6 protein-coding genes are annotated in these 14,494 nt (G+C 43.7%); 2 read left to right on the top strand and 4 right to left on the bottom strand.

All coding sequences use genetic code 11. The annotated features are described in order from the left end of the window. Positions 1–476 precede the first annotated feature (476 nt). On the top strand, positions 477–5,312 hold the full coding sequence (locus tag A3K91_RS07010) for an NAD-glutamate dehydrogenase (RefSeq protein ID WP_062844623.1): 4,836 nt from the start codon (positions 477–479) through the stop codon (positions 5,310–5,312). Positions 5,313–5,403: 91 nt separating this feature from the next. On the opposite strand, the gene A3K91_RS07005 is transcribed toward A3K91_RS07010, so the two are convergent. The 3 genes from A3K91_RS07005 to cysG all read right to left on the bottom strand — a co-directional run bounded on the left by A3K91_RS07005 (position 5,404) and on the right by cysG (position 12,651). Then, positions 5,404–9,267, bottom strand: a complete 3,864-nt coding sequence (locus A3K91_RS07005) for an SbcC/MukB-like Walker B domain-containing protein (protein ID WP_062844622.1) — start codon at positions 9,265–9,267, stop codon at positions 5,404–5,406. A gap of 87 nt (positions 9,268–9,354) precedes the next feature. Beyond that, positions 9,355–10,902: an exonuclease SbcCD subunit D C-terminal domain-containing protein gene (locus A3K91_RS07000; RefSeq protein WP_062844621.1), complete on the bottom strand. Its 1,548-nt coding sequence runs from the start codon at positions 10,900–10,902 to the stop codon at positions 9,355–9,357. A 168-nt stretch (positions 10,903–11,070) separates the two neighbouring features. Further along, entirely contained in the window at positions 11,071–12,651 is a 1,581-nt protein-coding gene (gene cysG / locus A3K91_RS06995) for a siroheme synthase CysG (protein ID WP_062844620.1), read from the bottom strand. A gap of 284 nt (positions 12,652–12,935) precedes the next feature. Between cysG and A3K91_RS06990 the strand changes: the two genes are divergently transcribed. After that, positions 12,936–13,676 carry an SDR family NAD(P)-dependent oxidoreductase gene (locus tag A3K91_RS06990; RefSeq protein ID WP_062844619.1) on the top strand — a complete coding sequence of 247 codons (741 nt, stop codon included), beginning with the start codon at positions 12,936–12,938 and terminating at the stop codon, positions 13,674–13,676. Positions 13,677–13,809: 133 nt separating this feature from the next. Here A3K91_RS06990 and A3K91_RS06985 read toward each other — a convergent pair whose 3' ends face one another. After that, complete coding sequence (locus tag A3K91_RS06985) at positions 13,810–14,448, bottom strand: phosphoadenosine phosphosulfate reductase domain-containing protein (RefSeq protein ID WP_062844618.1); 639 nt, start codon at positions 14,446–14,448, stop codon at positions 13,810–13,812. Positions 14,449–14,494: the final 46 nt, after the last annotated feature.

Below are 14,494 nucleotides of genomic sequence, written 5' to 3'. Positions count from 1 at the left end.
CATACATCCTACCCTTAGCATCAAAGTTAATTTAGCATCAAAGTTAATAGTGAGTGAGTCACACACTCTTAAATACGCTGGTGTATTCTAACAAAAAACCCGCAACAATTACTATGAGTATCCACTTGCCAGCATGAATCGTCGATAAGTCAATATCCTATCCCATGAGTAAATGTTATTGGAATGTTGCTGATTCATGAAATGATGTTGTACCCTTTAGCTAACGGCCTAGGTGCGTTAAACTTCACTAGATTAATAGTATTGAATCCGAACTGCCATATATTCTCAAAATATAAGAGTAAAAAGAGGAGAAAGACCAAAAAAATTAAGAAAAAATAGAATATGCTGCGGAAATGGATATACTACTGCGCTTCATAAAGAATAGTGCTTATATTCTTATGGTGATGGTAGTCAGTACAGATTAATAAATCAGATAAATAAATGCTAAACCAAACCTGTAAAAAAGGACGAAGGACATGCCAAACTCTCTCAGTATCGCAAAAGAGCGCATCAGCCAGATAAGCGATATTGCTACCAGTTATGTACAAAAAGACAAATCATTATTCGACCATTTTGTTCATAGTTATTATCAGCCGTTGCATCAAGAAGCAGCGAAGACTGTTAGTAATGCTGATTTGGCCGGGATGGCACTGCATCACTTTACGCTACTCAAAGCCTATGATGGCAGCAAGCCGCAACTGACTGTAATCAATCCAAAGGCAGAAGAGCAGCATTTTCATAGCTCACACACGGTTATCCAAATTGTGGCTTATGACAGACCTTTCTTAGTCGACACTATCTTAATGAGCCTTGAAGCAGAAGGCATCGATGTTCATCGTACGTACAATATTATTGTTAGCGTGCAGCGTGATGACGATGGACAAATCACTCACGTTGAAGGCGCGCATGAAAGTGCGACTTCTCATTTGTCTTTGATTCACTGTGAAATTGCTTATCAAGACAACAAAGATTTGGCCGCACTACAGCAAATGCTGCTGACCAAAATTGATACTTTGGATACTGTCGTCGGCGATTGGAAACAAATGCGTTCGCAGCTGATGAATATCAAGGCTGAATTGGCCAACAAACCGTTGCCAGAAGTCTTTTATTCGCAGCAAGAGATACAAGCATTTTTAGATTGGATCTTGGACGATCATTTCATATTCTTAGGTTACCGTGAATACCGTTTAGAAGGTGGCCAAGCGATCGAAGTCAATTCAGAACCGAGTGACTTAGATTTGTTTGCAATCGGCAATAGCGGTCTTGGGTTATTACGCGGGGCTGAAGAAGACAAGTTGTCAGAAAGCTTTAGCCAACTGCCTAAAGTATTAAAGCAGCTACTGACGGAACCACGTGTCTTGATGTTGTCTAAATCAAGCCGTGTATCGCCTATACACCGTTCTGTATATATGGATTTTTTGGGTATTCATAAGTTTGATGACAATGGCAAGCTGGTTGGTGAATATCGTTTTGTGGGTTTGTTGACGTCACAAGCCTATCAACTTACCGTACAGCAAATACCGCTACTACGTGAAAAAGCCAACAAGATCATGAAGATGGCAGAATTGCCACGTGATGGACATGCACACCATAAACTGATGCACGTTATCAATACCTTGCCTCGTGATGACTTGTTTCAGGCTGGCGTTGAAGAGCTGTATCCGATTGTGTCTGGTATCAGTCAATTACAAGACAAAAAGAGTCTGCGCCTGTTCAGCCGCATCGATCATTATCAGCGCTTTGTCTCATGCTTGGTCTACATCCCACGTGATAAGTTCAACACTGAGCTGCGTATCAAAGTACAAAACGTCTTGAAAGAAGCTTACGGCGGCACATCATCGGGCTTTACCACTGAGTTCAATGAGTCTGCGCATGCCCGCGTTCATGTACACGTTCGTACCGTACCCGGTCAGGTAAATGACGTCAATACTGAAGTGCTTGAAGCCAAGCTATCTGCATTGATGCAATCATGGAATGACAGCTATCAAAAAATGCTGCTTGATAATGTGGGCGAGCAGCAAGCCAACGCGTTGAACCGTCGCTTCTTAAACTACATACCAGCGGCTTATCAAGAGCGTTTTGATGCCCGTACTGCCGTTGAGGATACCAAACGCTTGGCAGGATTGACAGCAGAGCAGCCAATGATCTGGCATCTCTACCAATCAACAGGCGACGCAAGCAACCAGTTGCATCTAAAGCTGTATGGTCGTGAGCAACCTGTCATTTTGTCAAAAGTATTACCAATTCTTGAAAACTTCGGTGTGTCCGTCATTTCAGCACAGACTTATGAATTTGACTTACCAGAGCAGCCTATTTGGATGCAAGAATACGAGTTGACACTAGAGCACGTTGATACCGTCAACATGCAAGTAGTACGCGGTCAATTTGAAGACAGTCTCAAGCAGATTTGGGCAGGACAGGTCGAAAGCGATTCGTTTAACGAGTTGGTACTAATTACCAATCTTGATACTTATGATGTGGTCTTGTTACGTGCCTTGTCGCGTTACATGATGCAAGCACGCGCACCATTCTCTAGTACTTATATTCAGCAAACGGTTGTCAAAAATAGCGACATTAGCGTGGCATTGAGCAATCTGTTTGATGCTCGTATGAATCCTAAGTATAGCAATGAGGCACGTGCAGAGAAAACCTCTCAGATTCAAGGAAAAATCAATGCAGCGCTTGCCGATGTCGATAGCTTAGATGAAGATCGCATCTTACGTTGGTACTTAGACTTAATCAATGCGATGGTACGTACCAACTTCTATCAAACAGATGCGAATGGTCAGCGCAAAGATCGTCTGTCGTTTAAGTTCTTGGCAGCAGACATTCCAAACTTGCCTAAACCAAAGCCAATGTTTGAGATATTCGTTTACTCACCACGTGTTGAAGCGGTGCATTTACGCGGCGGAAAAGTGGCTCGCGGTGGTTTACGCTGGTCCGATCGTATGGAAGACTTCCGTACCGAAGTACTGGGTCTGGTCAAAGCACAGATGGTTAAAAACGCAGTCATTGTGCCTGTTGGCTCAAAAGGCGGCTTTATTGTCAAAACCAAAACCATGGCAGATGGCCGTGAAGCGTTTCAAGCTGAAGGTATTGCCTGCTATCAGACGTTTTTACGCGGTATGCTCGATATCACAGACAACATCGTCGATGGGCACATTGTCGCGCCAGCCAACACCGTGCGTCATGATGAAGATGACCCGTATCTGGTCGTTGCTGCGGATAAAGGGACAGCAACTTTCTCAGACATCGCTAATGCGTTGGCTGCTGAATATAACTTCTGGCTTGATGATGCCTTTGCTTCTGGTGGTTCAGTAGGCTATGACCATAAAGCGATGGGTATCACTGCTCGCGGTGGTTGGGAGTCGGTCAAGCGCCACTTCCGTATGCGCGGTATGGACATTCAGAATCGTGATGACTTTACCGTGATTGGTATCGGTGATATGAGTGGCGACGTATTTGGTAATGGTATGCTATTGTCAACTCATACGAAGTTGGTGGCAGCATTTAACCACTTGCATATCTTTATTGATCCGAATCCAGACACAGCCGCTTCTTACGCAGAACGTGCCCGTCTGTTTGAGTTGCCACGCTCGTCGTGGGAAGATTATGAGCAATCATTAATCAGTCAAGGCGGTGGTATATTCTCACGTCAAGACAAAACCATCGCTATCAGTCCAGAGATGAAAGCTATTTTTGACATCAGTGAGGACAGCCTAACGCCTAATGATTTGATCAGTGCATTACTACGAGCACCCGTTGATCTGATTTGGAACGGTGGTATCGGTACTTATGTTAAAAGCGCTAATGAAACGCATGCGGATGTTGGTGACCGTGCCAATGATGCGCTGCGTATCAATGGTAACGAGCTACGTGCTGCCATCGTTGGTGAAGGTGGCAACCTAGGTTTTACTCAGCAAGGGCGTATCGAATACGCACAAACAGGTGGCCGCATTTATACCGATGCGATTGATAACTCAGGCGGTGTAAACTGCTCGGATCACGAAGTCAATATCAAAATCTTGCTCGGTAAAGTGGTTGAGCAAGGCGATATGACGTTGAAGCAACGTAATGAGCTGTTAGAAAGCATGACAGATACCGTGGCAGAGCTGGTATTGCGCCAAAATTATTTGCAGCCGCAAGCGATTGAGCTAAGTCAGCTTCAAGCCTCGGCAAACTTAAGCGAACATCAACGCTTCATTCAGATGTTAGAGGGTGAAGGTCGTCTGGATCGTGCTATCGAATATTTGCCATCGGATGAAGAAATTGCTAAGCGTCAAAAAGCAGATACTGGCCTAACCAATCCTGAGTTGGCGGTCATCATGGCTTATGGCAAAATGTGGGTTTATGACAACTTGTTATTGTCTGATTTGCCAGATGACCCGTACTTCATCAATGAGCTACGCAAGTACTTCCCTGATGAATTGGCAGAACGCTTCTTTGATGAGATGACGAAGCATCGCTTGCATCGTGAGATTATTAGTACTTATTTGACGAATAGTGTCGTCAACCGTTTGGGTATTGAAGCCTTGTTCCGTCTTTATGAGGAAACAGATCAGTCACTGGCCACCATTATTCGTGGTTATGCGATCACTCGTGATGTCTTTAATGTGTCTAAAGCATGGAAAACGCTTGAAGATCTAGACAATCAAGCGGATGCTAAATTGCTACTCACCCTTGAGCTGCGTCTGCGTGATGCGCTTGAACGCGGCGTGGTGTGGTTTATCAATGCCTTTGGTCAAGATTTGCAAGTCACAGACATGATTAGCCGCTTTAGTAATAGTGTAGAAAAACTCACCAAATCAGGTGGCTTCATTGAGCAGCAATTTGCCCAGTATCTAGAAGAAGATACCACAAGCTTGATGCAGGATGATCTATCCAATAGCGATGCCACCTTGTTTGCCATGCTGCCATATCATGTTGATGCACTGGATGCCGCACTTTTGGCTGAACAATATGGTCGCCCTGTTGATGAGATTGCCACATTATACTTCGAAGCCTATCAAGTGTTGCAACTCGATTGGATGATGGACAACATCGCTGACTTACCGCAGCAAGGTTATTGGGATCGCCGTGCCCGCCATGCACTAGTGAATGAGCTGACACGTAGCTTACGCTTACTGATGGATGCGGTATTGTCAAAACCAGATGCTAAGCAAGCGTTTGGTGAGTGGCGCTCACGTCATTTAGATAGCTTAGCGTCTATAGAGTCAGAGATGAACAAGCTTGATAGTAATGAAGACAGCAAAGTCAGTCTATCGACGCTTTCTGTACTCATGAGCGAGATTAGTGGTTTAGTGAGCAAATAAAATAGTTGTTTCATAAAAAAACCACCGTTAGCGTTGACGGTGGTTTTTTATTGCCTGGTTATTATCCAATAGATACTATTAGTCTTAAGTTTTAGCGGGTGATTCGCCAGCAACCTTGACCACTGATCTGACTAAAGCCGCCAGAGAGCTTTTCAACTTTAATCTGAGTTAAAATACGGTCTTTTAAAGCCTGCACATGAGAGATTACACCGATCAATTTGCCTTCTTGCTGTAAGCTGGTGAGGGTATCCAGTGCAATATCCAATGATTCCTCATCTAATGTACCAAATCCTTCATCTAAAAATAGTGAGTCCACGCGGATATTTTGACTGGCCATTTGTGAAAGTCCTAGCGCAAGTGCCAGACTGATAATGAACCCTTCACCGCCTGACAGGTTTTTGGTGCTACGAATCTCACCACCTTGATAATTGTCGATGACGTTCAATTCAAGCGGGCTGTCATCATCACGGATCAGCAGGTAACGATCACTCATTTGTTGTAGCTGAGTGTTGGCATGATTGACCATGAGATCAAAAGTGAGGCCTTGAGCAAAGGTGCGGTATTTTTTGCCATCGGATGAGCCAATCAATTTATGCAGTTGTTGCCAAACTTGCAACTTATCCTTTTGGGCATTGATGGCATCAATTTGTGCTTGCTGGGTGTTTTTCTTATCTTCGTTGTCTTTTAGACGCTGACTGATCGCACCAATAGACTCAATGCAGCTATTAAACTTCTCTTGGACTTGCGCTTGCTGCTGAGTAAGTGTCTCTCGATCGTCTGTTGTCAGCGGATTAGCTTGCTTATCTTCCAATGTTTTCTCGGTTTCTTTTAACAGAGACTGCGCTTGCTGGAGCGCATAATCAATACGTTCTTGCTGCTGCTTGAGCGTATTACGCTCACCAATTGGCAACCGCGCATTCGCAAAATCCGTTTCATCCATAAAATTAGAAGCAGCAAGTATCAACTTAAAGCTATCTTCTTGAGTGTTGAGCGTACTTCTCACCGTGGCTATTTGTTCAACCACATATTGCTGTTTCTCAAGTAATTGTTTAAGTGTGTACTCAGCATTGTCTAGTTGTCTTTGGGCAACAGACTGATCGGTTTTTGCTTGTTCTAACGCCTCGCGCAAACGCTGCTCTTCTGCATCAGGATCTTTGTTAGCGAATACATTTGCTCTGTTTGTTTGTAACTGCTCAAGCGCCTCTGTTTTTTCAATCACGAGTTGAACCAGCCTATCAAGCTCCTGTTGGTCTTTATCCAACTGGGTTTGTTTGGTATCGATCTGTATTTCTAGACGACCTAGTACTGTCGTCAGTGTTTGATGCTGCTCTTTATAGTTATTAAACTCATTTTTTACAGCCGTAAGCGCAGCGTGCTGCTGACGCAATGTATTGATATGCGTATGATAATCCGCCTCGTTTAGGATAACTTGGCTATCAATACTTTCCATCAGGGGGTGTAAAGTAGGCTGTGAGGCGCGTATCTGCATGATTGCGTCTGACTGAAACGCGCCAGTGGCGTATCTCGCTAATAGCTGCATGATGTCATTTTTAAGAGTGGTTAATTCAGAAAAATTATCGTGAATTTTTTTATCTATCGTATCCATACTCGCGGATTTTATTTTAATATCCATCTCAATCTCATTAATATCCCTTGCCAGCTTGTGCTGCTGTTGTACTAAAGCGCCAATGTCGCCCCGGATAGTAGCAAGCTGCTCGCCACACGTTTCATAGTTGGACAGCGTGTCTTTAAGAGAGCTTCTACGTTCGGCAAGTTGATGCTGAGTGCTCTCTAACAACGGTAGTACATCTACCTGTGTCTCAAGTTGCTGGAATGGCTGTATCGTTGCCGCGATAAATGGCGAGTAGTTTTCCTCCAGCACTAAACACACTGACTGCTTGATATCAGCTGCTAGTTTTTGTGCTTGATCTTGTAGTCGGTTTTTCTGATTTTGCTGCTGCTCAAACTGCTGTTGTTTGGTCGCCTGACTGATACGATGCGCAGATAAGGTATTTTCCAAGTCGGATATGATGGCATCTAGATCTGTTATATGTTGCTGAATCTGGTCCGCTTCAGTATCTGATACCAAATACGGATGGTTTGCGCCATAAGGATGCTCAAGCGATCCGCACAGCGGGCAGGGATGACCGTCTTTTAAATCAGCAATGTGACTTTCTAAGGTGGCTACTTTTTGTAGTAGATACAGCTGTGTTTGTTTGTCTTGCCGCTTGTCTTTAGTGGATTGGATAGTATGCGTTTTATCAGCAATGATATCAGCAAGCGCTACCAGATCGTCTTGTATTGCTGGTAGCGCGGTGTCTATATCTTTGATCTGTTCGCTAATCTCATGCCACTTATCTGCTTTTAACTCTATTTGTTCAAGCTGACGATTAAGGCCATCAATCTGTTCTTGCTCTTGGCGTATATCAGCCAATGATTGTACTTGGATCAAGGCGGTTTGCTGTTGTTGTAGCGCTTTGGTCTCAACTTGCAGAGCTTTTTCTTTATTCGCTTGTTCCTCTTGTTGTTGATGCAAGGTTTTAAGACGGCTTTGATACTGGTCTATATTGCTTTTCTGACTAGTCTGGTTGATGATTAGATCAGCATTGTCTTGCAACAGTGTTTTTAGACGACCGCAATGACGTCCAAAGTTATCAATATCGCTATCAATGTTGTTGAATTCGTCAGCATTAGCGAGGTTAAGCTCTACCTCTGCTAATTGAGTTTGATTGCGCGCTGCTTCTTTTTTATGATTATCTATCTCTTGGCGTAAATGCTGAGTTTTATCTGATAAGGTATGTTCCCTTTGCTGAGTTTCTTCCAAGGTGCGCTTATTCTGCGCAATTTCTACATCAAGTCTGCGCACCTCTCTAATGTTAGGCGAGGCGACAGTCCATTCTTCATTAGCGGCTTGTAGATGAGCTTGTGCTGTCTCTAAGTTCGTAGTAGCCTGCTTTCGATTGTCTTCTTGCTGCGGTAATGTCTGATTTATCTTCTGCTGTTCATCTTGCAAGCGTTTTAGGCTGTCACGATTGTGGGTCAGTTGACCAAATTGACTATCAATCTCCAACGCCTTATTAGCAGCGGTTAAGCGTTTAGCATTAGGAATAAAATCTTGCTGCGCTTGCTGAGCATCATCAAGATCATTTTGATAGACACTCAGCTTTTCTTTTGCTTCTGTAACACTATCTAGCCACTTTATCTTTTCGGCCAAATCTTGAATTTCTCGCTGCTGCGTACTTTGTATACTTTGATATGACTGCAATTCGGCTCTTAACTGATCTTCTTCTTCGGTATTTAAAAGCGCCAAGCCATCTAAACCGTATTGCAGCTTACTCAATATCTCTTCTTCAGTGCGCTTTTTATTATGAACGTGTGCTGAAATGGTGGCATAAATATCAGTGCCCGTAATTTTCTCTAAAATGTCAGCACGTTCGTCGGCTTTGGCTTTCAAAAAAGCTGAAAAACTGCCTTGAGCGAGTAATATCGAGCGAGTGAACTGCTGAAAATCCATCCGAGTTAGTTCAATGATTTTATTTTTGGTGTGTTTTAGAGTGCTCTCTAACAGCTCATCTTCTTTTGACGGATCATCAGTGTTTATTTTAGCGATCTCATGAGTTGCGTCTTGCAAATTTCCGTCCGCTTTATTATAAGCACGGCGCTGTCCCCAACGGCAGCGGTACCGCTCACCATTCAAATCAATCGCAACTTCAGCGAAGCATTCCGCTGTTTGCCGTGTCATTACTTCATTGCTGCTTTTGCTGATACTGTTAATCCTTGGTGTTTCACCATATAATGCTAAACAGATGGCGTCCAATATGGTGGTCTTGCCAGCGCCAGTCTGTCCTGTGATGGCAAAGATGCCTTCATTGGTAAAAGCGGTATCAGCGAAATCTATGTGCCATTCGCCTTTTAAAGAATTGAGGTTTTTGAGTCTGAGTTCGATGAGGCGCATGGATATATCTTATTATTAGTGATAGCAACAACTGCGAAAATTTAGAAAGATAAACAATAGAAGTGCGATAATGATTTACCATTTATATCACTCGGCCTGTCTGTCCTCATGATGTAAGTGATAAAGTATCTGACCATAGGCATCGCGCAATGAGTCTTTTTGAGAATCAGCCACATCATTTATCGTCAAGCAGCGCTCAAACACTTCCATCTCATTTAAGTCTTGCAAGTTCTCAGAGGTTTGCTGCTGATTAAGAATTTTATTATAAGTACGCGTGTTTTTAATTTTTAATACCTCACATGGCAAATCCTCTACCATCCCTTGTACCTGTTCGCGTAAATCGCTGACAATCTCGTCACCTGTATAGACAATTTCTAACCAAATCGATTCTGTTAAGATCAGCGCTTTGATGGTATTGGCGATCATTGTTAAGTCACCAGATATTTGTGCCAGTTGTTGAAATGTTGGAACGGGTAGGGACGTGACTTGCATTTGATCTGAGTCATTATTAGGTTTGGATTTATGGTCTTGCTCTTGCTCTTGCTGGTCGTCAGTATCCTCTTGAATAGCTGTTGTTGCCATCTCATGATTAGCAGCTGGCTCGTCAAAGCCAAACAAGTCATCTATAAAACCAGCTTGTATGGGTGCTTTTTTAATGGTTTTTTCTGCTGACGTTTCAATCGTGTCAGTTTTAACGTTAGTATCTGTGCTGGCAAGCTGAGGAATGGCGTTTGGCCTTAAGCTATCATTGTCAAAAGATTCAGTAGCACCAAACTGTATGAGTAAAACTTGCTTTTGCTGGCGAGCTTCACCAAACCCCATCGCAATAGGTGAGCCTGAGTAGCGAATACTTTCAAGACCACCAACGCGCTGCGGGACGTGTAAATGCCCAAGGGCGACATAGTCAAAACTCTTATCAAACATATCAGCGGAGATTTTGCCAAGTGAGCCAACATAGAGATCGCGCACGCCATCATCATCGGTTGTTTTGCCACCAGCAGCGAATAGATGACCTGTGGCAATGATAGGAATATGCCGTTGATGAATTTTTATTAATTCTGCCTGCTTTCCTTTCGCAATACTTGCTACTTCATCATAGTGGGTGCGAATACCTTTGATAACATTGGCATCCTTGCTATCCGCAGACTCGCCAGCGCTACTGCTACGCACATCACGATCACGCAAGTAGGGCACAGCGGCGATGATGCAATGAGGATTGTTATTATCATCACCTAAGACCAATACTTCATCTTCTAAATTATCACAAGCCGTACCAATCACATGAACATTCAAAAATTTGAGCACATTGCTTGGCGCATCCAAAAATGTTGGTGAGTCATGATTGCCTGCGACAATGACCACATGCTGACAGCAGGAACGTGAGACCCTACCCAAAAACTCATAATATAGCGCTTGGGCTTTATTGCTGGGCGTCATGGTATCAAAGATGTCACCCGCGACAATCAATATATTCACTTGCTGTGCGCTAATAGTGTCTTCTAGCCACTGCAAAAATGATTCGAACTCATCATAACGAAGGCGACCGTAGAGACGTCGCCCCAAATGCCAATCGGAGGTGTGCAAAATCTTTAGAGATTTTGTGGCAGCATATTTGGGCGTGTCAGGTATGGACATAGTAGGGCTTATCATTAAACGTGCGAACATTGGATAGACAGGTTTTATTCTAGCAAGATTTGGGCAGGTTTGCTCTGTTGCATTATAGAAAAAAGCCCTACCAATTATTTGGCAGGGCTTTTGATGTTGTCAGTAGGTGTTTAAGCTAAGATCTTAAATACTCTCTTGTCACTCAGCAAGATTGGCAACCATAGAAAGCGCATGTGCTTGCTGACTTGTAGATGATTTTTTGTCTTTATTAAGACTTGATATGCCTTCGCGTAACCAGTTATCCGCTGTGTCATCGCTGTTTTGATTGTACTGATTATACCAAGACAAATCGTGATGTAAGCTGACCACATCGCCCATGATCAATAGGGCAGGCGTTGGTAATTGCGCGTGCGCTTGTTTGGCGACAATGGTGTCAAGTGTGCCTGTTAATACTTGCTGGTTGGGCATACTGGCATTGGATACAATGGCAATGGGTGTATCTTGGCTGCGACCGGCCTGTATCAAACCTTCAGTCAACCGTTCCAGTGAATGTAGACCCATGTAAAACACCACAGTCTCATCGGTATCCAAAAAGTTTTTAAAATTACTATTGGGCGCGCCTGCCTTCAAAAAGCCTGTGACAAAACGCACGGATTGCGAATGGTCACGATGGGTCAGCGGAATGCCCGCGTAGCTTGCTGCGGCATTAGCAGCTGTGATACCTGGTACAACTTGATAAGGCACACCATGAGCACGTAGGCTCTCAATCTCTTCGCCGCCACGTCCAAAGATAAAGGGATCACCACCTTTTAGACGTACTACGCGGCGACCTTGCTTAGCGCTATTGACCAATAACTCATTAATACCGAGCTGTGCCACTGCGTGATTGCTGCGTTTTTTACCCACAAATACTTTGTCCGCATCACGGCGGCACAAATCCAACACTTGCGGTGATACCAGCGCATCGTAGTAAACAATATCTGCTTGCTGCATCAAGCGCAGCGCTTTAAAGGTGAGCAGTTCTGGATCACCTGGGCCTGCGCCAACAATATAGACTTCGCCCACTGGGGTTTGAGCGTCTACTGAGTCATCTGATACGGCAGCTGCTACCGTCTGTTCTGTTGCCTTTTTCTCATCAAGTGCTTCTGCGGTACGGTCTAGGTCGGCTTTGAGTTGTGCGATTGCTTCATTTTCGTTGCCAGCAAACATCAGCTGGCTGACTTGACCTTCAAACGCACGCTCCCAAAACTGCCGCCGTCCAGTGAGCGTTGGTATTTTGGATTTTACCTCACTACGGAAATCACCTGCCAGCTTGGCCAATTTACCATAGCCTTGCGGAATTAGTGTCTCAAGGCGTGCCCGTAATAGCCGTGCCAATACGGGCGCTTTACCATTGGATGAAATCCCAATCACAATGGGGTTACGGTCAATAATCGCTGGAAAAATAAAATCACACAATGGCGGCGTATCGACCACATTGACCGGGATATTTAGCTCAGTCGCATCGGCGTGAATCTCATGGTTAAGCGTTTCATCGTCAGTCGCAGCAATGATCACGCGTGCACCTGACATATGAGCTTTATCGTAATTCTCGTAGATAAATTCGTGTTTATCATCCGTTAGCAAGGCTTGTATCTCATGGCTGATATCAGGCGCAAGAATCGTAATGCACGCGCCAGCACGGCTCAGCAAGTCAGCTTTACGCAGTGCCACTTCGCCGCCGCCCACGATGAGCACTTTACGGCCTTCTAATTTGAAAAATAGCGGGAAGGTGTTCATAGCGTCACCATATATTGAGTTATTTATTATAAATAATAGAAAAGGTATGAGGGATGCCGCCATTATGAGGTATCACAGACACACTCTCACCTAGTGAATTGGCATTAGCATATTCGTTTTTGAGATAAAAAACGATATTTTTCTTGCCAATAGGAATAGATGAAATGACTTTCTCAAATCAATAAATTTTCTAACACACGCTAACATATTCCAAAATTAGGGTGTGCTAGCATGTCTTAGGATCTTCCATCGTATATCGATAATTAAAAAAGAGTAAGCATACTATGAAATTACAAGACAGAGTGGCGATTATATTTGGTGGCACTTCAGGATTGGGTGAAGCGACGGCTAAGGCATTTGCTAATGAAGGCGCTAAAGTAGTCGTCACAGGACGCGATGAGGAAGACGGTAATCGAATTGTTAAAGATATTAAAGACAGCAATCAAGACGCCATTTTTGTAAAGGCTGATGTGACGGAAAAGAGCGATATTCAAGCCGTTGTTGACAAAGCATTAACGACTTATGGTCAGATTGACATCTTATATAACGGTGCTGGTATTCATGATGCTTATGATAATGCTGTTGAGCTAGAAGAAGATTTTTACGATAAATTGATGGCGATTAATGTCAAAGCGCCTTATCTGGCTTCCAAAATGGTAATTCCGCATTTTATTAAGCAAGGCGGCGGCGCCATTATCAATGTCGGTTCGCAAGCGACACAAATGGCTGGACCGGGCGGCTCAGCATATGTTACATCCAAGCATGCTATTTTAGGGTTTTCGAAACAGTTAGCTTTCGATTTTGGTAGTCAGGGCATCAAAGTTAATACATTGTCGCCAGGTTTTATAGAAACACCAATGACTGAGGGAATTGAGGATGAACGTCTAGCGCGTATTCCTGCTCAGCGTGCTGGTAAGCCTGAAGAGATTGCTGCACTTGCCGTATTTTTGGCATCTGATGATTCTAATTATATGCAAGGCGCTAACGTTTTGATGGATGGCGGTTGGGTGCTAGGTCGCAAATAGCTTTAGTCGTTGCCAACATAGTCGTCAACAGTATAACGAACGACTCTTATGTATATTCCCAACAATAGAAAAGCCCTCTCAAAATGAGAGGGCTTTTTTATTGTTGCGTAATGCTGTGAGTGGTTATCGAATATTATAACTGAGTATGCAGACCACACTCACGGCTTTCTTCTACTTTGGTTGGATCAAAATAATCAAACTCATTTGGTAGGTTATGCTCATCAAGATAAACGTCTAGATCCGCATCGGTTTTCTCAAACAATGGCGCGACTTTTAACACGCCATCTTTTGATAAGCTAAGCACATCAAGACCTTGGCGGAATTCGGTCTGATCTTTACGAATGGCGTTGAACCAGACGTCAGGCTTTAACTCATCCAAAGCACGGCGGAATGGCTCAAGTTTTACTTGATCCGTAAACTCATCATGCTGTGGGTTATCGATTCCTGGGATACCGTTCATGGTTGCATCACGGTAAGCGGCTGTTTGCTTAGGAATATACGTGATGACGTTTAAGTTCAAATCACGGATAACTTTGTTGGCAAATTGATAGGTCGCATCAGTATTGTAACCTGAATCAACCCACAGTACAGTGATGTCAGGATGCTGCTTAGCAACCAAATGTAAGATGGCTGATTCATAAGGGCGGAAGTTCGTTGTGATGATTGGGTTTTTCGCTTGCGTTAATGCCCATGCCACGATTTCTTCTGGTGATTTGCCTTGCAAGTCTTGGTTTGCTTGATCGATATCTAGGTTTGGGTGTAATTGGCTCATGATACATTCCTTAATGGTGATTAATATAAAAGTGATTAATTAAAAT

Origin of the sequence: Psychrobacter alimentarius (assembly GCF_001606025.1) — a bacterium.
GTDB lineage: Bacteria > Pseudomonadota > Gammaproteobacteria > Pseudomonadales > Moraxellaceae > Psychrobacter > Psychrobacter alimentarius.
The sequence above is the reverse complement of the archived record's forward strand: the minus strand, read 5'-3'. Positions and strand labels throughout refer to the sequence as shown.